This window comes from Peribacillus simplex, from assembly GCF_001578185.1.
GTDB classification, from domain to species: Bacteria; Bacillota; Bacilli; order Bacillales; family DSM-1321; genus Peribacillus; species Peribacillus simplex_A.
This window is the reverse complement of sequence record NZ_CP011008.1, coordinates 5101037-5122219: the sequence shown is the minus strand read 5'-3', so window position 1 is coordinate 5122219 and position 21183 is coordinate 5101037. Positions and strand designations below refer to the sequence as shown.

The window sequence follows — 21183 nt, the reverse complement described above, 5'->3', positions numbered from 1 at the left end:
CAGTAAGAAAATTCCAAATATTCATTATTTTAGAGGAGGAAAAGTTCATTGATTAAACGTAGCTTGTCCATTCTAGCAATCTTTCTATTAGTGTTTACTGCAAGCGTTTCCGCTGCCCAGCTTCCGAATTCACCGAGCGGCTCTGGTGAAGGGAAGAAAAATCAGCAGAATATCCTGAAGTTGAAGAAAAACGATATGGGAAAGAATTATAAAAGTAACGAGAAGGTCAGGGTCATCGTAGAGATGAAGGAAGCGCCTGCGATAGAAATGGCTTCCAAAGAGGGTAAGCTATTTAAACAGTTATCGAAAAGTAAGAAACAACAATTAAAGTCTGAAAAGCTGGCTAACCAGAAGAAATTGAAAAAAAAGGTGAAAGCGAAAAAAATAGCTTTCAAGGAACTTGAAAGCTTTACGACAGTCGTCAATGGGTTCAGTGGTGAACTTCAGTATGGTGAAATCAAAAAGGTGGAAGCCATGCCTGAAGTTGCTGAGGTACATATAGCGAATGAATATGAACGTCCTGTAGAAAAACCCGAGATGCTTTATAGTAAAGAACTTGTCCAAGCCCAGGAAGCTTGGCGGGAATATGGATATAAAGGCGAAGGGATGGTCGTCGGGATTATCGATACTGGAATCGACCCATCACACCGTGATATGGTCCTAAACGATGAGAATAAGGCAGAACTGACTGAAAGTGAAATTAGCGGAATAAAGGAATCTAGCCATCTATTAGGCAACTATTATACGGCGAAGGTACCTTATGGATACAATTACATGGATGAAAATGAAGAAATCCTTGACCTTGGTGAAGGGGCCTCCATGCATGGAATGCATGTAGCAGGAACCGCTGGCGCCAATGGGGATGAAGAGAATGGCGGCATTAAAGGGGTTGCTCCTGAAGCCCAGCTGCTAGCATTGAAGGTCTTCGGAAATGATCCCGCCATGCAAACAACTTGGGGCGATATATATATTAAGGCAATTGACGATGCAATCATCCTTGGGGCAGATGTGCTGAATATGAGCCTTGGTTCCACTGCAGGTTTTGTATCAGCAGAAGATCCTGAGCAGCAGGCGGTATCTAGAGCTGTTGATAATGGGATTCTCATGTCGATTTCAGCAGGAAACTCGGCTCACTTTGGAAATGGATTTGCAAACCCGTCAGCCTCGAACCCGGATATTGGAGTTTCAGGTTCACCTGGACTTGCTTATGATTCGGTACAAGTTGCATCGGTCGAGAATAACTATATGGATTTGGATGCGGCGACATATGATATAAACGGGCAAGCAGGAAAAGCGCCGTTCATGTCGGCCTCAAGCGTACATCCCAATGCATTAAAGGATAAAACATATGACTTGGTCGCTGCAGGTCTTGGGACGCCAGGGGAGCTTTCCAAAGTGGATGTAAAAGGAAAATTCGCCCTCATCGAGCGCGGCACGCTTTCTTTTATAGAAAAAGCGCAAAATGCCCAGGCAGCAGGAGCGGCTGGCGTGATTATTTTCAATAATGCTGACGGATATATCTCCATGGCTACAGATCCAAGCATCACCATTCCGCAGCTGTTTATGTTGAAATCGGATGGTGCAAAGCTGAAAACGGCCTTAATGGATGGAGAAAAGGTGAAGATTACCTTTAATGGTGATAAAACAAAAGCTGTAAATCCAGAAGCAGGAAAAATGAGCTCATTCAGTTCATGGGGAGTCGCACCGAACCTGGACTTCAAACCGGAAATCACTGCTCCAGGCGGACAAATTTATTCGACGTTGAACAATGATGAATATGGTATGATGAGCGGTACTTCGATGGCTGCACCACATGTTTCCGGCGGCTCTGCACTGGTTCTTGAAAGAGTGGATAAAGACTTTAAATTAGATGGATTTGCCCGGGCAAATTTGGCTAAGAACCTGATGATGAATACTTCAAAACCATTAACGGATCAGGGTGTCGTAAATAAGGCCCTTGACTGGGATAACCCTTACTCGCCTCGCAGGCAAGGAGCTGGAGTCATGCAGCTGCAAGCCGCATTGTCCACACCAGCTGTCGTGACGGAGGCATTCACGAAAGAAGCGAAGGTTGCAATGAAGGAGATCGGCAATAAGTTCGCGTTTACTTTAAAGGTTGAAAACTTCAGCAACAAAGCAGTCAAATATGATGTAAAAGGAAATATCCAAACAGACTATGCAATCCAGGGACAACTGGGTTATTCCGCTAACCAGTTAGAAGCACAGGAAATTAAGGACGCTTCAATTAAAATCAATAATAGAAATACAAATAAGATTACCGTACCTGCAAAAAAATCGGTTACATTCGAAGTGAAAGTGGACATATCCAATGCAAAGGTGCTTGGAGATGACCTTCAGACTCTTGTAGACATTGACAAGGTCTTCCCAAATGGATATTTTGTTGAAGGGTTCATATCATTGAAGGATCCAGCTGACACTCATCCGGAACTGCATGTACCGTATGTAGGGTTTAAAGGGAAATGGGACAAGGCGCCGATCCTGGATGGCACTATATATGATAAAGAGTCTTTCTATGGCAGGGCAGGAGGAGTATCGACAGCAGGGAAAGATTTCACTTATCTTGGCTATGACCCTGCAGGAAAAACATTTAATGGCAAAAATATTGCGATTTCCCCCAATGGCGATGGAGCACAGGATGACTTCGTGCCGGTCCTATCATTCTTGAGGAATGCGAAAAAGGCAGAGTTCAATATATTGAATGGTGAGAACAAATCAGTCCGGAAAATTCGCACGGAGAATAATGTGCGAAAGGACTATTATGATGGTGGAAAAGGGTCTGCATACACAATTAATCCAGCCCGTAAATGGGACGGTAAAATCAATAATGCACTCGCTAAGGATGGGGTCTATTATTTTGAAATCAAAGCGATGATAGATTACGAGGGTGCAAAATGGCAGACGTTTAAAATGCCTATCAAAATCGATACGGTAAAGCCAACAGTCAAGATTTCGAAAAAAGGTAAGGTATTAACCATCCAAGGTAAGGATAATTTGAATGGTTCAGGACTTGCCTATTACGATGTACAAGTCGATGGAGCATCCATAATGGAAGAGCCGCTTCCAGCGAATGCGAAACAATTCACTCTACCTGATGTAAAAGGGGAAAAGGTTCAGGTAGTGGCAATTGACTATGCAGGTAATGAAAAAACGGCTGAAACTGAATTAGCTAATGATTCAGCTCCAATCGATAATCATGCACCAGCTGTAAAGATCAAAAGTCCTGAGGCCTTAAGCGTGAACAATAAAAATAAAATCAAAATAACAGGAGATATTGAAGAAGCGTCGGAAATCAAAGAATTTAAAATCGATGATAAAACGGTCCCTGTAACGTATAACAAAACGAATAATAAATATGAATTCACTTATGAAAAGAAGTTTGAAGATGGCGTCCAAAACTTTACGGTTAAAGCAACGGACAAATGGGATAACACGGTTTCCTTTAAACGGACGATTATGGTCGATGCAACAAAACCAGGTTTAAAAGTAAAAGGTGTACCGGCAACTGTGGGAGTCAAAGGCAAAAATCCAAAAGTGGATGTTACGGTAGAAGATAATTTCGATGAAATCCGCCTTTATCTAAACGGAAGCGAAGTTTTCTATAATGAATTCAAGGAACCATATAAAATGCGTGCCTATAAGAAGAAGATAGAGGATTTGGAACTGCCGCTTAAATCAGGCAACAACAAGTTCGAATTTAAGGTGACCGATCTTGCAGGAAATGAATCGAAGAAATCCTTTAACATCAATAAAGCAAAAAAATGACCGAAAACAGCCCTCTTATCCAAGAGGGCTGCAGTTTGTAGACATAATTGATTTTACCGATAGTTTTTTTAGGGTTTGTGTAATTCGAACGTTGATTGGAACTTTTTTAAAGAAAGGCTGTTTTCACATACTTTGTTGCTATTTACCAGGTAGTGAGTTGTGGTCGATTTCCCCTCCAGATGCTCGCTTTCCGTGGGGCGGGCGGTTAGCCTCCTCGACGTAAACGCCTGTGGGGTCTCACCTGTCCTGCTGCTCCCGCAGGAGTCTCGCACTTCCGCTCCAATCAACCTTAAATAGTTTCGTTTTAAAAACAACAATCTTTACGAAAAGAGCCTAAAGAAAAAACTGATTGCAAACTCGCTTTATTCAAATTTGTCTTCAGTATGAGCCCTCTTATCCAAGAGGGCTTTTTTTTTCGGATTATGGATTTGAAGTATAATTCTTTAGGTGTAGTTTCCTGTGTTTTCACTGTGCTAATATGGAAATCTATTAATGGGGAATTATTTATATTATCTAGCAGGTATTTGGTGAAAGATAAAGGAATTAGGTATAAGGAATCAGAAAAAAGGAGGGTGTCTATGATTTATAAGAAGAAATCGAGCAAAAAGGTATATAGTCGTGGGATTACAGTGAAATTAGAAGAAATAGGAAACCACAGGTCAAATCTTACAAAACCGAGTTTTTTTGATGCACTTCAGCACGTCAATTCTCCATTTGAAAAGGAGCCCCGCTCGGATTCACCCTATCAGGATTATCCCCTATGTCAGGAGGTTACCCTTTCCTTTTTTGAAAAGGGTGCTAAAACATCCATTAATTATGACCCCCACCAAGAAAAAATCACCATTGAGGAAAGTTCAGATGAATATCAGCAGAATAAGGGTGAGGCGCTTACCGCAATCCTCGATCATATTATGATCAATCATGGAAATCACCATTCTTTTTTCATCATCCAACCGAAAGAGTGGAATGTAAAAAGGAAGGCCGCTACCCCGTGATATCCTCTTTAACTTTCTTAGGCAGGTGACTTTCGTTAAGTGAAACGTAATTCGACAACTTCTTTACCCACTCAGATTGTTCAGTTCAATAAGAATGGGGCTGCCAAGGCAGCTCCATCAATGTCTCAACACGATGATGTCATGTATCAAATCAACCGCCGAATGATCTTTGAGAGGGTTTGGATACCATAAGCTAATTGTTCCTCCGTGGCGTATGAATATGAAAGCCGTAGATGCGTATTGTTATTTGGTTCATATATGTACCCCGGATTAAGGAGAAGATTCTCCTTTATCGCTTGCTTGAAAAGGTTTTGATTCACAATTGGTTTACATATCTTTACCCATATATAAAATCCGCCTTGAGGTATTTGCCATTCTGCAAGTCCCTTAAAATACTGATTGAGAAGAGATAATGTAAAATCTCTACGTACTATCAACTGATGCCTTAGCCACTCTAAATGTTTTGTATATTGACCACTTTCTAACCATTCTGCGACAAGGTGTTGAGACAGTGCACTGGAACCGTAATCCATTTGCATTTTAATATCTGCTAAACGTTCAATCACAGTTATTGGACCAGCAATCCATCCGATGCGCAATCCGGGGCTCAATGTTTTGGACATACTGCCAATGTGCAATACAAGGCCATCTGTATCAAGGGATTTTATAGGTAGCGGTGGTCTCTTTTCAAACCACAAGTCACTATATACGTCATCTTCAATAATCGGAATCTGTTCTTTTTTACATGTGGATAAGAGGTTTAGTCTTTCTTCTTTAGTCCATGTAGTATTGGTTGGATTGTTAAACGTTGGAACAGTATAAAACAGTGACGCTTTCTTTCTTCCATTGATGCGCTTTATTTGTGTCGGAATACTTTCCCGGCCTTGTTTTGATAAACCTACTAAGTGCATCCCTGCAGATTGAAAGGGATGAACAGAATTTAAATAGGAAGGGGATTCATGTAAAACCATTGAGCCCTTTTGAAGTAAACCAACTGAAATCAACTGGAGTGCTTGAAGCCCGCCAGAAACGATCATGAGGGAGCCTGGGCTAGCGTTGATTCCTTTTGTTTCTAAATAAACACTTATACTTTGGCGTAGCCTCTTATCACCCTTGGGTTCAGAATAACCTAATGAGTGGGCGTCAAAAGAAGTGGATTGCAAAGACTTTTCGATTTTTTTAATAGGCAATAGAGTTGGAGAAAGTTCGCCGGTGCCCAATCTGATGATGGCAGAGTCCGTTTCATGCTGATTAATGTCCTGAATCGTTTTTAAATTAGGTTCATGAAGGCCATTGCGGACATAGTTTTTCCAGTCGGGCTGTTTGCTAGAGACGAGCACATTCCATGTGTTATTCGAAACGAATGTACCAGATCCAACCCTAGTTTCTAATAATCCGTCCGCAATCAATTCATCCATAGCTGTAATGATGGTACTTCGGTTTACGCCAAAAGAATCGGCTAATGAGCGTTGTGAGGGAAGCTTGGTCGCAACCGGCCATTCCCCTTGTGTAATTTGTTGTTTCATCCAATCTACTATTTGTTGGTGTAGTGATATGCTCGACGGCCGGTTTGGCCTCCATTCGATAAACATACGAAAACCACCCCCTTCATGTTCTAAATTCATTATAATTGGTTGGGTTGAATACCAACCAAATGGAGGGTCAATTCCTTTGTCTTTTTCATTATACTGAATGTGAATGGAGGGAAGTATTCGTATGGGACCATTTTTTCATGGATTATTATTGGCATTGGGGCTGATACTTCCATTAGGAGTGCAAAATGTATTTATTTTTAATCAAGGTGCAATCCAACCGACCTTAAAAAAAGCATTGCCTGCAACGATCACAGCTGCCATTTGTGATACAGTGCTCATCCTGTTAGCTATTTTGGGTGTTTCGTTGATTGTCATGCAATATGATTGGTTGCGTCTTACATTAATCATATTCGGAGTCATTTTTTTATTGTATATGGGTTTTCAAATTTGGTCTGCCAAAGCGAACCCACAGTCGGACGCTCAAACTATGCAAATGTCCACCAAAAAACAAATTGTATTTGCCTTATCAGTATCATTACTGAATCCACATGCAATCTTGGATACGATAGGTGTAATCGGTTCGAGCTCACTTGTTTATTCAGGAATGGATAAAGTGATTTTCACGGGAACATGCATCGTTGTGTCATGGTGCTGGTTCCATGGATTATGTTTTGCGGGAAGATTGTTGAAAAAGGTTGATGCATCAGGCAAATTCCTTGGAATATTAAATAAAATCTCTGCAATCATCATTTGGATTACGGCACTCTATATGGTGAAATCGATCTTTTGAAACAGAAAATGACATCTGAGTTCGAACTTGACTACTCCGGAAAAAGAATAGATTACCCATTTGCGTAATCTCAGTTTATAGACAAAAGGGGTTCGGAATTAAAACATTCCGAACCCTTTTGAAAATTCCTTTGAATTTTGCTCAATATTAAGGAATTGGGTCTCTACGAGCCCACTATGTTAGGCCATTTTTGGACCTTGCCATGTCCAATTTGCCATCTTCTTTCCATTCATTGCAGGGAAAGTTATATACCAGTCCAGAAAGCTATGAAAGGTTTTCGGAGTTTGAAAAATGAAGTAACTGAGGTCATTTTTGCAGCATTAACCGGTGCTTTTTGAATAAAAAGGAGAATACATATCGAATATGTATTCTCCTTTATTTTCTTATGTCTTGATAAGCTAGCATGCCCTCATTCAACTTCGTATCGTGAGAGCGGATTTTTGAGTGTTAGAACATTATTGAAGAGCAACCAAGTCCTTGATTTCCTCTGTGGAAAGTTCGGTGATCCAGTTGTCACTGCTGATGATCTCGTCGTTCAGGGCCTGCTTTTTGTCAAGCATCTGGTCAATTTTTTCTTCCAGTGTCCCTGTGCAAATTAGCTTATGAACATGAACGAAACGCTGTTGTCCAATTCGATATGCACGGTCGGTTGCTTGATTTTCAACAGCTGGGTTCCACCAGCGATCATAGTGAATCACGTGGTTTGCTTCTGTTAGATTCAGTCCCGTGCCGCCTGCTTTCAACGACAGGATAAAGACAGGGAATTCCCCATCTTGGAATCGAGTGATCATATCATCACGCTGCTTCTTGTTCGCACTCCCGTTCAGGAATGGCACTTCAAAGCCATACCGTTTTTCCAACAATTCCTTCATCATATTGCCCATGCCAATATATTGAGTGAAAATGAGACAGCTTTCATCCTGTTCGCGGACAGCATCGACAAGCTCAGTCAGCTTCTCGAGTTTGCCAGAACGGTTAGGCGCCTTCATGATGTTTTCCTTTTCCATCTCTTTTAAGTAAAGAGCCGGGTGATTGCAAAGTTGCTTTAGCTTATTCAGCATCTGCAGGATGATGCCTTTTCTTTCGAAGGCCGACAGTTGTTCGATATCAGTGAATGTATCTTTGATCAGTTGTTCATACAACGATGCTTGCTCGGTGGTAAGCGGTACGAATTCCTTTTGTTCTTGCTTATCCGGCAGATTAAGGGCGACTTCTTTATCGCGTTTTGTACGGCGGAGCAAAAATGGCTGTATCAAACGCTGTAATTCTTTGATTTTATCCTTCTGTTCATCACGTTCAATGGTTGCCACATATTTTTCCTGAAACTGTCCTAGCGTTCCAAGATACCCTTTATTTATGAAATCGAAAATCGCCCATAGCTCACTTAAACGGTTTTCCATAGGCGTACCCGATAAGGCAATATGATGCCTGCCATTTAGCTTGCGGACCGCTTTGGATTGCTTTGTTTGGGCATTCTTGATGTTTTGTGCTTCATCAAGGATCACGCTGCTCCAATGGATGGAGGATAGTTCAGCTGCATCTTGGTGGGTAAGGCCATATGATGTTAAGACAATATCATGATCCACTGCTATTTTAGCAAATGCTTCACCTTTAGCCCGATTAGACCCGTAGTGAAGGTGAACTTTTAGTGTTGGTGCGAATTTCTCCAATTCCTTTTGCCAGTTGCCTAGGACGGATGTTGGGCATACGATGAGCGACGATTGTACAGAGACCGATTCGCATGTAGCGGTATTGACCTCAGCCTCTTCGCAGCTCTCTTCGTTACTATCCTCATCAACAATGATCGGTTCACTCTTTTGTTCGTCCATATGGGCAGTGGGCAGCTCTTTACTGGCTCCTTCTTTGTCTTTTACATGAAGGAGGTAGGCTATCATCTGGACTGTTTTTCCAAGCCCCATATCGTCAGCTAGACAAGCACCAAAGCCATGCTCCCTTAAAAAAAGGAGCCAGCTCATGCCCAGTTTTTGATAGGGGCGTAAATCGCCTTGAAGTGCATTAGGGACGGGCAGGATGGAGATGTTTTTGGTTTCCCTGAGTCTTCCCACCATTTTACGAAGCTCCTGGTTCAATTCAAATTGAATTCGGAGCATTTCGTCGTTTTCAGAATCACTATCGTCATCTTCATTTTCGCCGTTCAACAGTTCCTGCTGCAGCAAGTCAGTCAGTTGGATTCCTTTTTCATTAGCTGTTTCCATCAGCTCCTGAATTTGTTTAATGAAAGCGGGGTCAAGCTTGACCCATTGGCCGCGGATGAAAACAAGCCGCCTTTTTTCATCGACGAGCTCCTCGAACTCCGCCTCAGTGAGCTCTTTTCCATTTAAAGAGAACCGCCAATCAAAGTCCATTAAAGCTTTTAACCCTACATAAGAAGGGCCGCGGTTCGATTGGCTCTTTACTTTCGCCTTCACCTTCAAAGAGGACTCCTTCAAGGCAAGCCACCAGGATGGAAGGAGAATTTCGACGCCAAGAAACAGGAGTTTTTCGCTTGCGTCGGTCAAGAATTCCCATGCATCCGTTTCCGAAATCTCCCTTTTTAGACGTCCATTCTCTCCAAGCCATGGTACGACGAGTTGCCAGCGTTTCGTAGCACGCACCACTTCACTTGCATACTTATTCCAGCCGCGCGGCAGTTTTTTTCCTGTATAGGTTTCGATGATATTCTCATCCCTTTTGGAACGAAGGGTAACATCAAGTACCCAGGGCCCATTCCCATCCGGAGGCTCAGTCAAACGGAGGCCTATAGTGAATGGTTTGGGATCGGGCTGGGTCCCAAGCCATTCCTGCCAGCTGTCTTTGTCAAAAAAGGCCTGCAATTCTTCGGGGGAAAGTCTTGAATCCTTTAATGCCCCGACTGCTTCACTCCATTTATGCTGCATAGGTGAGTAGTTTTTTAAATACATATTAGCGGCACCGTTATACCATTTCTCGATAAAAGTCCGATTGGTTTCAACTTCTGGTGAAGGGAGATCTAAAGATATTTCTTCCTCCCAAAAGGAAGGGACGAACTCCTCCTCTACCTCTTCCGGCAGCTTCCAGCCGATGGAGTCCAACTGAAGATTAGTGAAATCCGGTACGGGGATCCCCGCTTCAATGGATTCATGAAGAACAGGCGCAGCAGACAGGCAAAGGGAGGATATCTCCGACCATTCCCATTCTATGAAGGAGTTGAAACTTTCCTTCGCAAAAAAGTTGAGGAGTCCCCAAGCGTCAAGAATGAATACAGGATTTCCATCAATGATATCCGAAGTCATTTTAGTTCCATAAAAGCTTGCGTCATCCCAATTGAATAGCAACCTGCGTATATAATTCGTGTTGAGGAAGGCATTCTCTTCATTGACGGCACCAAGGGCGTAGGATCCGTTTTCGAGAGCCGCTATTTTGATTTTTAATTTCCCTGGATTAAACATCGATAAGCTTACCCCTTTTTAGTTCTTCTTGGAAAGCGCGAAGCCGTTTGGTTGAATCGGCCACATACAGAATATAACGTTCGAATACGTCTTCCTTTTTGCTCTTTTTATAGATGGTGCGCATCCTTTTTAAATAACGGACAGCTTGCTTATAGGCAGGCCGGTTCTTCAAGGAAACTTTTTCCTGTACCGCATGGTAATAAAGGGGCAGGATTAGTTCCGGTTCTTTAGAGACCACTTCTTTGATGGATTCACTGCTGATTAAGTCAATGCTGATTTCTGAGTAAATATGCATCTCCACCCATTTTTTATATTGTCCTTGTTCAAAAAGGAAATTTGCATAGTTCCAATAGCTGTGCGGAAGGGTGGCTCTGTAGAATTTCTCTAGCAAATCGTTCCGTTTTAATTTATAACAGCAACTGCTGATTAAAGTCGTAAAGGTCCTTACGAAATCTACCCGCTGATAATAATCGGATAAATCGGCAAGGAACTCCTGGACATTAGCGATGATGAATTCAATGAAAGGAATGGCCCGTGACCGATTGTCTGATTCAGACAGGAGATTCAGCCAATAAAAAATGTATGGACAGGCTTCCTTCTTCAATTCATGGAGAAGTCCAATCGCTTGTTTATCTTGATTCTCCAGAAGGGAAAGGTGAATGGCTGCGAGGGAGTATGACGTCCTCTCAGTTGTGCCCATATACTTCTCGGGAAGTTCTTTCTTGATTCGTTCCAGTTCCTCTTTACGCCATGAGGAACTGGAGAATAAGAAGCTCCAAATCTCCCTGTAGAGATCGATCTTTTCATATTCTAGACCTTCTACTCCGTCAAGTAATTTAGCTACATCTTCCTTGATGCTGAAAACGAAGGGGTCAAAGGCGAAGGGCCTGGCTTGCCGGCTAAGCGGCTGCACCGTTTCATGCAGCTCTTCCGCTAGGTCGACAGCAAGTGCATAAAAGACCCGAATCGTTTGCGGCTGACTTTTATGTAACTGAATCATTCTCAGTGTCAGCTGCATCGTGCAAAATTGCGTAACAAAATGATAAAGCAGTTTCCATTCCCTTTCCATTGGAGCTTTAGAGCTAAGGCGTTTAAAGTATGTTTGTATATGGTTTTCAATTATATAAGTAGGCTCGCCTATATGGGGCTCGACATGTTCCGCAAAGGTTGCATTCACGAATTGCTTCCATGAAGGATAGTTTTTATCTAAGATGGGGGATTTCTCCCCCGCTTGTTTAAGTAATTCACTCGCCCGTTTTACTTGCTGCAGTGCTTGGGCGGTTGAGGTATCTTTTGGTGCTTTCCATTCACTCAGCCAATCGGAAACACTAGCGTTTTCTGAATACGCAGAAAAGAAAACGGCCATTTGATGCCGGCAAATGAACCTTGAATCACATGTACAGCTTCCATCCTGAGGGAAGAGAAGATTCAACCTGGACTTAAAGCGAGTCTCATCCTGTACCTCGGCCACAATCGTATCTACCGCTTCTTCTTTAATATCAACAAGCCCCTGACGGTATAACTGGAGCCCTTGATTCACCACGTCCGAATCTTCCGGATTCCCGACCTCCAAAAATTCCGCCAGCCTTTCCCCAACTAACAACAACTCCCGCTCCATACTCTCCTCCTTCAGGGTCAATCCCTGTTAACCAAAATTATATTTTGTATATCATGAACTATCAGTACTTTAATAACCATATTATTGCCTCGGTTAACCGAGGATTTGACGTGTATATTACATCCCGAGCAATTGCCGCAATGCCTTTTTTTAGCCATCATATGCATCATGCTGGACTTATTTCATGGCCGTTCACTTTGCATCTTCATCCATTTATTCGAACAAATCATCAATGCCACAAGCCGTATATTCATTTAAACCCTGTAAAAGTCAATATCGTCAAAAACCCTCATGAATATAAGCAGTTCGGATATATAGCCTTCCAAACAGGAATAACTGGCCTTCAAGATAACGATGCCACGAATCCTTCATCCTCTTCACACTCACGAAACCATGTGATGAGGGGCCGGAACCCTTTTTTAAAAGTGGGTTTTTGAAGCATCTCTTTATTATACTTCATTTTGGCTTGGAATTTGAAATGTAGAATAGAGGTTTTGGAATTGATATGTGATAGATTCTACATATTCTTGTGAATGGGAATAGCCATTCCCGTGGGGAATGGCTTTAATATATGGAATTAGTTTATTTTCATTTCATTCTTCCAACTGTCCAACTTTTTGTTGATGAATGTAGCAAAGGTATGATTTTTTTGTAATGTGAAGAGAAATGCTGACTTTTCCAAGTACTCTTTTGCCTCATCAAAGTTACCTACGAGTTCAAGATTATAACCTAAATGGTAATGTAAATCCGCTAAAGCATATAATTGATCATGTTGGAGGCACCACTTTATGGCATCTTGGCAGCAGGTAATGGACTCCTCATATCGGACCAGGCGTGTTAACACTCTGCCAAAATTATAGGACAAACGTGTCTTCAGCGTTTTATCCGTCAAAAAGGGCAGGGCTTTCAAGTGATCTAAAGCTTTCCTTAACAAGGCAAATGCATTTTCGTATTGTTCTTCGGCAACATACATTACACCTAGGCTACTCAAGATTTCAAGTTCCCGTTCTGAATAAATTTTATCAGTCGTATGAGTGATGGCGATGGCCTGATTAATAAATTCAATGGCTTTATCTAAATCTTTATTTTTTTCGTATTCGTATATCCCCTTGTGCCAAAGTATCAATTGATGATTCTTTTTATTCTGAAGAAAGAGAGGACTGTTCTCCTCAGCCTTTACAATTTGCTGCATTTCCTCATAATTTCGGGTTCTTCTGGCTATTTTTAATTGATAAATCACTTCTTCCACATAATCCAGCCTAGGGGTCATTCCAATATCGAAAAAATAGTTTACATCAACGCCTAAACGTTGAGAAATTAAGTAGAGAGTGGATGCATATGGATAGACATCGCCTTTTTCGATCTTACTGATCTGGGCTTGTGTACAAATGCCGGATGCCAACTCTTCCTGGGAAAGTCCGATTTGTTTACGTAGCTCTTTGATCTTTTGTCCAACTGCAAAAAAATCCATTTTGATTCTCCTTGAAATATGCCTAGAGTTATATTTTGTTATGAAAAATCGGTGAAAGCTGTATGTACATGTCCTTAACTGATTAAATAGATTCTTTAGTAGAAATATATGGTTAAAAGAAATGTGGTTAAATATAACTATAGAATTAATTTCTATTTTAACCAATATTTTTTTGAAGAAAAGGAGGAATGACCTATGAAAAAAAGTACTAAAGCATTAGTCGTATCTTTTCTTATCATCGCTGCTTTCGTTATTGTCCCAAGCGAATTACCAGGCCTTTACGCAGAACTTCCAGGTTTATATAAATAAGTAATGAAGCTTCCAATCACTCATTCAGCATCTTCATTTGAAGATGTTTTTTTTTTCTTATCAATGGATTATTCTTTTGCGCATATTCCTGTAGTTATAATTATCTATGCATTGGGAGTGTAAGGTCCATTTGGTAGGTGTGGAAGAAGCGTGAGGGTAGTTTGGAACGCCTATTTCCTTTTATTAATTTTGTTATAGTGTAAATAACAAAACGGGGAGAGGTGTAAGGTTAATGATTGATATTAATATGAAAGTTCAACCCTCTTTTTACGATGAAGAATGTGCCATTGTGTTTTCTTTTTACTTTGATGAGGCAACCAGGAAAATTGGTGAAGCCGTGGTGTACACATGCAAAAAATCGAATGAAAAAGAATACAGCCATGATCATATAGATACAGATGTACAAGAAAAAATCGCTTATATTAAAGAGTTTGCCATTTTAGATGAATATCAGGCAACCTCCATGAAGAAAATCCAACATTTTTTGAATGTAATCGGTATCAAAAAATGTGTGAGGCATAACCTTCAGGGAAATGAAATCGCACTTTAAACGATAAAAACTCATGACATCCCATATGTCATGAGTTTTTACCATTTAAATGAGAGTTTTGAGCATTCATTTTCATTTTTTTGACGAAATCGCTCATTTGTTTTCTTTCGCTTGGTTTAGAGTTATTTGTTCTCTCGAAAAATTTAAAGTGTTGCTTATTGCTATCGATTTTCATGATGTCTCCCCTTTTCTTTTTTTTATTTACCCTTTTTCCATTATTTAAAACGTGATTTTCATGATAAAAGGATGGATTAAACGGTAAGGAGATCTTGTGTTTATTCCTATAGTTATATTTTCATGTGTTAACGACTGTATATCCGGATTAATAGGTGAATAATAAGCCGTAAAGTCCAAATATGAAGGGATTCCGTGTTTTATCATACTGAAAATAAATGCTAAAATGGTCCGAATATCGGATTTTTCATTAGAAACATCAGTTTCTAGTACCCTAAAGTGAAGAGAGTTGGAGAACTCTTTTCGATGGCCCCCAAGCGCTTGCTTGGGGGATCTTTTTTTCTTGGATAATATGTCCACTTTATTTCTATAATATGTTTCGTTTTGTTTATATATACATGGGTAAATATAAGAAACAAGATGAATTAAACCTGGATTTATCCCAGTTTAATCGGAGGAATATATTTTATGGATGTGAAAGTAAATAAGAATGATTCCACGAAGCGAACTTTCCAGCAATACATCTTTCCGTTTACCCTTGAAGGAAATATGATTGAAAAGTTTGTCGAAAAGTTGTTTGAGGACAATTTCGTTTTTTTGAACTTGAAAGATATGGAACAACAAAATCAATTTTACGGTGGCCATAAAGTTTCACACCGTAAATTGGAAAAGTATTTTATGCCTTACATCGAGCCGATATTATTTCCAGGTAACGCACAACAGAAGGAAGGCTTGCGCCGTTTTACGAAAAAACTGGATATTGAATGTACCTTCGAATCTCCCTATCTAAATACCCCATTTATTATTAACTCTATAGATATTTTTATATGCCCATTTCATATTGGCATGATGAATCTTCGTGTTACGTTACCTGAAGGACTTTCCTATAATGATGTGCTCTATTTTGGCGATACATTCCGAATCCTCGAACCGATTGCTGATGACGAAGAGAAAACGAAAGTCGGCTGTCGGGAAAATCAGTATGAACAGGTGAAGGATTTCATCTTTAATGAACTATTGCCGCCAATGGAAAAATATATGGATGAAGATCAGGCGGACCCGACCTATTTTGGCAGTTTACCCTTCTTCATCGATGAAAGAATGTACGTAATCAGTTATATTGCATTCCCTGAGAATCGTGATATATCTAAAAATGACTTATTCCGGATCAGCGAGCTGAACGGATATGACAATGATGGAGCCCCATATATAGGGGCACTAAACCCTGATTATATTGAAAAGTATTATCAAGAAAGAGTATATGACAGGTGGGGCAAGGAAACCTATTATGTAACAAGCATGTATCATTTTGCGTGTGTCACGAAAGCAGCAAGTAAACTGGAACAGGAACTGGCAAGCGAAATGTATGGCCAGCACTTTTATACAGTGTTGCTTTTCTTCTATTATAAGATCGTGCTGCTCAAATTGGCTCATGAGAATTCCCAGATAGATGTAGAAAAAGATCAGTCGGATACGGAAATGCTGATTTTCATGATCACTGAGTTTTCTGCAAAATATTTATTTACTGAAGTCAATAGTACGGCTATCGGTAAAGAGCTATTCAAAAAAACGGATGAAACCTTCAGGATAGCTCCACTCTACAAAGAAGTGAAGGAGACCCTTTCCTACCTTTATCAAAATCAGGATAAACTGGCTGGGAAAAGCAGTAATTATCTTTTGCAAATACTAACGATTTATACGGTTATCTCCGGGATATTCGGAATGAATCTATATATTGAAGATTGGAAAGGGAAATTACCTTGGAAAGCATATATGGATTACACCTTATACGAATGGATAGCTGTCATTGTAACGACAAGCGGTCTCATCATTTCGGGCGTCATGGGTTTTTTCTTTTTGAAAAAATGGTTGCAAGAGAAGAAAAGCCGAAAAAAAAGAATGCTTTAGTAAAGAGTCCTGTACACTATGTACAGGACTTTTGCTTTAGAAAAAACATGGTAAATTAGCAAAATGAAGAAATTGGTCATACAAATTCCCCCATTCCCCTAATATTTTGATAAACTATATGTATACCATTCTAACTATTCATTGGGAGGAAATCATGAAGAAACTAGTTTTAGTTTCCAGCTTATTGTTGATTAGCGTATTGTTCCTGGCCGGATGCTCGGATGAGCCAAGTCCAGAAGATCGCTTTGCGGCATATACGAAGCTTTGGAATAAACAGGATTTTAAGAAAATGTACGAGTATCTGTCACCTGAGACAAAGAAAGAAATCAGTGCGGATGAATTTGCGAAGCGTTATGAAAAAATCTATAAGGGCATAGAAGTCAACCAATTAAAGGTGGATTATAAACAGCCAAAAGAAGAAAAAGATCATAAAGATGGAGAAAAGGTAAACCTTGATTATACCGTAAATATGTCCACTATGGCGGGGGCTGTCAGCTCTGACCATAAAGCGACCCTTGTCAAGGAAGGGGAAGGTGAGGAAGAGAATTGGTACATAAAGTGGGATGAAAGCTATATATTCCCTCAGTTGGAAGCCGGTGAAAAGATATCGGTCGAATCGTATCCAGCCATACGCGGGGAAATTGTCGATCGACATGAACGTGGTCTTGCCATGAATGGAACGGTATCGGAAGTAGGAATTGTGCCAGAGAAAATGGCCAACGTATCCGAAACGGTTAAAAAGGTCGCTGGAATCCTCAATATGTCCACCGACGAAGTGAATCAGAAATTAAAACAATCATGGGTAAAGCCCAGCTATTTCGTCCCTATCAAGAAAATGTCAAGTGATAATGCTGCAACCCTGGAAAAGCTATTGGGCATTGCTGGGGTATCGGTCAATAATACGGAAGAACGCATATATCCATATAAAGAGGCTACTGCCCATCTAATCGGATATGTCGGCGAGGCATCGGCCGAAGACCTGGAGAAATTGAAAGGAAAGGGCTACACCTCAAATGACGTTATTGGCAAGCGCGGCCTTGAGGAAGTTTTAGAAGAACGCCTTAAAGGGAAACCGGGCGGTAAGATCTTTATTAAAACAGCAGATGGCGAAGAAAAGGTGATTGCTGAAAAGCCCGCTGAAGAGGGAGAAACAATTACATTGACCATCGACGCCGAGCTTCAAAAGGATATCTTTAAGCAATATAAGAACGAAGCAGGATCAGCATCGGCACTTGATCCGAAGACCGGCGAAACACTTGCACTTGTTTCAAGTCCGTCATTTGATCCTAATAAATATATATTCGGGATAACAAAAGCGGAACAAAAAGCGCTTGAAGAAGATCCAAAAAAACCGCTTCTAAATCGCTTCAGTTCGACGTTTGCACCTGGTTCAACCATTAAGGCCATAACTGCGGCAATCGCTTTGAAAAATGGCGTGGATCCGAATGAGGCGATCAATATCGAAGGAAGAACGTGGGCCAAATCGACATGGAAAGACCATTCCATTACAAGGGTTTCTGACCCCGGTGTTCCAATCGATATGGAAAAGGCATTAATTTATTCAGACAATATTTACTTTGCCCAAAAAGCATTGGGGCTTGGAAAGGAAAAATTCACAAATGGACTCAAGGCATTCGGGTTTGATGAAGCTTTGAACTACGATTATCCGATCAAGGCATCGAGCATTGGTAAGATCGACAGTGAAGGACGCTTGGCAGACGCTGGATATGGTCAAGCGCAAGTCCAAATGAGCACGCTTCATCTCGCTATGACCTATTCAGCCTTCTTGAATGAAGGAAATATCCTGGCACCTTCGTTGATAGCTGGAGATAAAATAGAAAAGAAAATATGGAAAGAAAATGCCATATCAGCTGACCAAGCAAATCAGATCACCAAGATGCTGACACAAGTGGTGGAACATCCTAAGGGAAGCGGACATGGAATAAATGATCTTGGCATCAAAATGGCAGCCAAAACGGGAACTGCTGAAATCAAGGCATCCAAAAATTCTGACGGAACGGAAAATGGCTGGTTTGTTGCCATGGACACGGAAGATCCAAAACTTCTCATGGCCTGGATGATTGAAGATGTGAAAGGACGTGGCGGCAGCCATTTAGTCATCGATCATATGAAACCGGTTTTGAAGAAGTATTTGAAGTAAAGAAATAATTCATCGGTAATGGGTTATATACATCTAGCATTTACCATAAAAAAGTTGGACATGGTTTCTTCCGTGTCCAGCTTTTTTATTTTTTCACCGGTTATGGAATGAGTCACGTTATCTCAACATTAAAGGTTGGATTTGAAGGATAATGAGCCGTACATCCAGAATGTAAAAAGAGAGTTCTGTGAACGGAATATGGTTGCCATAATCATAGAAGCCTTTACGAATAATGAAAAGGAAACCCGGGACCTGAATTCTTGGTCCTGGTATCATTCAGCAGCAGTGACATCATCCTGGCCGTTATGGACAATGAATTGAGCGTACAAGGATCTGGAAATCTTTGAAGGATAAATAGTTTAGGGAGGATGAAGAGGAATGAGGAGTCTAAAGTATTTGTTTATTGCTTTCTTTATCATTTTTTCTGCATTTCCTTCTCATGAAGCATCGGCAGCGGAAGAGAGTAAAACGATGGAAGTGAAACTGAAGAATTACTTAGGGAATCAAACCAGTATCAAATTAACGGCAACCGGGGACTTTCGTACTTCAGGGGGAGAGACATTCATCAAGGAGGGGGAAGAACTGACTTTGAAAATGGAGTCAGGAAAACTTGGCGTTTACAAAGATTCCAAGAAAATGGGATCCGATGCCTCCTTAAAGATAATTCCTGTTAAACAAGATGCTTTATTGTCCATAAACGGCCGGCCGTATACAGGATCATTTTTATTTACAGTGGAGGGCGGTTACATTCGTCCTATCAATCATGTTTACATTGAAGATTATCTAAAGGGCGTTGTCCCGCGGGAAATGCCCGCACTATGGCATTCCGAAGCCTTAAAGGCACAGGCAATTGCAGCCCGGACTTATGCACTTCGCCATCAATCCACATTAATTGATGATACGGTTTCCTACCAAGTATATGGCGGGGCGGACGGTCACTACCAATCTAATTCAGCCATTGAGCAGACAACGGGTATGGTAATCAAACATGATGGTGAAATAATCGAAGCGTTTTTTTCCTCAAGCAATGGAGGCATGACCGAATCGAATTCGAATGTTTGGTCAAGTGGGAACCCTCTTGCATATTTAACTATAAAAGAAGATTCCTATGATACAAAAACAAATTGGGCGATAACGCTGGACAAGCAGCAAATTGACCTGTCAAAGAAAGATTTATCACAGCCGGATGAATGGTGGACAAGTGTACAGGAAAAAGATAAAGCGGTTGTACCTAAGCTGAAGGTTTGGCTGAAAAATAACGGATATGCCAAGCAGGATATTAAAATTGCTGAAATACCCGCTTTAACCTTAACTGGTAAAAAAACGGGAGGCCGGGTTACGAAAGGCTCCATCCAAATCAATTTCTATGTAAGGAATCTCGTTGATGAAAGGGGGAAACTTTTGGAGCAAAAGGTTAGCCTTACGAATGTTGCGGCTTCCAAAATCAGGGGTATGGTGGGGCAGGATGTGATGAAAAGCTACCTGGTTGACCATTCATCTTCCAATCCTTCCAGAATTGCTATTGAAGGGTCAGGATACGGACATGGCGTCGGCCTAAGTCAGGTTGGAGCGAAAAACAGAGCGGAAGCAGGTCAAACGTATCAAGAGATTTTGGGGTTTTATTATCCTAACACTAATATAGAAAAGGAATATGGACATGCAGTGTCTGAACCTAAAAGGGATCTTGTTGCGAAGGCGGCACCGAATCCAATAAACCTAAAAGCGAAGCAGGATCATATAAATGATGAGGTTGGAATCATATACTCCCTTAAAGAAGAAGCTATAGTTTCACTCACGATTAAAGATAGTAAGGGGAAAGTCTTAGCCACCCCAGTCCATGACCAAACCTTGAAAAGGGGAAGCCATTCAGCAACCTGGAAAACGAAAGCTGTAAATAACGGTACATATACAGCAGAAATGTCTGCAATGGACCGAAGCGGTAATGAAGGTTCGACAACAATGAAGATTAAGATAAATAAGGATGCGTCGGCTCCGGATATCACCGATGTCGATACATCGGGTAATTACAGTACCGAGAAAGCGAACATAACGTATATAATAAATGAAAATGCCAATGTAACAGTGGAAATCAAGAACAGTAAAGGAATAGTGGTTGGAACCCTTGCTTCTAGGCAGGTCACTAAAGGCAGGCAATCGGCAACTTGGGATTTCAGAAATATGTCCACCGGGACGTTTACCGTGACCATCTCCGCTAAGGATGAGAGCGACAATCGGAATACCGTTTCAACGAAAATCCCTATTAGGAAGACGATGGGAATAGTGACAGCAAGTGTATTACATATTAAAGAAAAAAGAAGTACATCTTCTAAAACGGTCGGGAAACTGAACACGGATCAAACCATTACGATACTATCTCAACAAGGTGAGTGGTATAAAGTGAAAAAAGGAAGCCAAATTGGGTATGTTTTAATAAAACATGTTAAAAAATGAGTAATAAGAC

12 protein-coding genes are annotated in these 21183 nt (G+C 40.9%); 7 read left to right on the top strand and 5 right to left on the bottom strand.

Features of this window, described 5'->3' with window-relative positions; genetic code table 11:
- Window positions 1–48 precede the first annotated feature (48 nt).
- The gene (locus UP17_RS29380; RefSeq protein ID WP_155727486.1) at window positions 49–3783 is read left to right on the top strand and encodes a S8 family serine peptidase; all 3735 of its coding nucleotides are present in this window, start codon (window positions 49–51) and stop codon (window positions 3781–3783) included.
- A 578-nt stretch (window positions 3784–4361) separates the two neighbouring features.
- A complete protein-coding gene (locus UP17_RS23985; RefSeq protein WP_061465648.1) occupies window positions 4362–4778 on the top strand; it encodes a hypothetical protein in 417 nt (138 codons plus the stop codon).
- 146 nt (window positions 4779–4924) lie between these two features.
- Here the strand turns inward: UP17_RS23985 and UP17_RS23980 are convergent, their stop codons facing one another.
- Window positions 4925–6370 (bottom strand): aminotransferase-like domain-containing protein, encoded by a 1446-nt coding sequence (locus UP17_RS23980; RefSeq protein ID WP_061465646.1) that lies wholly within the window; start codon window positions 6368–6370, stop codon window positions 4925–4927.
- Window positions 6371–6494: 124 nt separating this feature from the next.
- On the opposite strand from UP17_RS23980, the gene UP17_RS23975 reads away from it, so the two are divergent.
- The gene (locus UP17_RS23975) at window positions 6495–7103 is read left to right on the top strand and encodes a LysE/ArgO family amino acid transporter (protein WP_061465643.1); all 609 of its coding nucleotides are present in this window, start codon (window positions 6495–6497) and stop codon (window positions 7101–7103) included.
- A gap of 455 nt (window positions 7104–7558) precedes the next feature.
- Here UP17_RS23975 and UP17_RS23970 read toward each other — a convergent pair whose 3' ends face one another.
- From UP17_RS23970 to UP17_RS23960, 3 genes are all read right to left on the bottom strand, one after another.
- Window positions 7559–10531: a DEAD/DEAH box helicase gene (locus UP17_RS23970; RefSeq protein ID WP_061465641.1), complete on the bottom strand. Its 2973-nt coding sequence runs from the start codon at window positions 10529–10531 to the stop codon at window positions 7559–7561.
- Window positions 10524–12149, bottom strand: coding sequence for a hypothetical protein (locus UP17_RS23965; protein WP_061465639.1), 1626 nt, complete (start codon window positions 12147–12149; stop codon window positions 10524–10526). Before UP17_RS23965 ends, UP17_RS23970 begins: the two co-directional genes overlap by 8 nt.
- A gap of 577 nt (window positions 12150–12726) precedes the next feature.
- On the bottom strand, window positions 12727–13620 hold the full coding sequence (locus tag UP17_RS23960; RefSeq protein ID WP_061465637.1) for a helix-turn-helix domain-containing protein: 894 nt from the start codon (window positions 13618–13620) through the stop codon (window positions 12727–12729).
- A 541-nt stretch (window positions 13621–14161) separates the two neighbouring features.
- Between UP17_RS23960 and UP17_RS23955 the strand changes: the two genes are divergently transcribed.
- Window positions 14162–14479 (top strand): hypothetical protein, encoded by a 318-nt coding sequence (locus UP17_RS23955; RefSeq protein ID WP_061465635.1) that lies wholly within the window; start codon window positions 14162–14164, stop codon window positions 14477–14479.
- 28 nt (window positions 14480–14507) lie between these two features.
- Here UP17_RS23955 and UP17_RS28065 read toward each other — a convergent pair whose 3' ends face one another.
- Window positions 14508–14654: a hypothetical protein gene (locus tag UP17_RS28065; protein ID WP_155727484.1), complete on the bottom strand. Its 147-nt coding sequence runs from the start codon at window positions 14652–14654 to the stop codon at window positions 14508–14510.
- A gap of 467 nt (window positions 14655–15121) precedes the next feature.
- Here UP17_RS28065 and UP17_RS23950 point away from each other — a divergent pair, with 467 nt between their 5' ends.
- The 3 genes from UP17_RS23950 to UP17_RS23935 all read left to right on the top strand — a co-directional run bounded on the left by UP17_RS23950 (window position 15122) and on the right by UP17_RS23935 (window position 21173).
- Window positions 15122–16561: a hypothetical protein gene (locus tag UP17_RS23950; protein WP_061465634.1), complete on the top strand. Its 1440-nt coding sequence runs from the start codon at window positions 15122–15124 to the stop codon at window positions 16559–16561.
- A gap of 154 nt (window positions 16562–16715) precedes the next feature.
- Window positions 16716–18722, top strand: coding sequence for a penicillin-binding transpeptidase domain-containing protein (locus UP17_RS23945; RefSeq protein WP_061465633.1), 2007 nt, complete (start codon window positions 16716–16718; stop codon window positions 18720–18722).
- 378 nt (window positions 18723–19100) lie between these two features.
- Complete coding sequence (locus tag UP17_RS23935) at window positions 19101–21173, top strand: SpoIID/LytB domain-containing protein (protein ID WP_081108955.1); 2073 nt, start codon at window positions 19101–19103, stop codon at window positions 21171–21173.
- Window positions 21174–21183 lie beyond the last annotated feature (10 nt).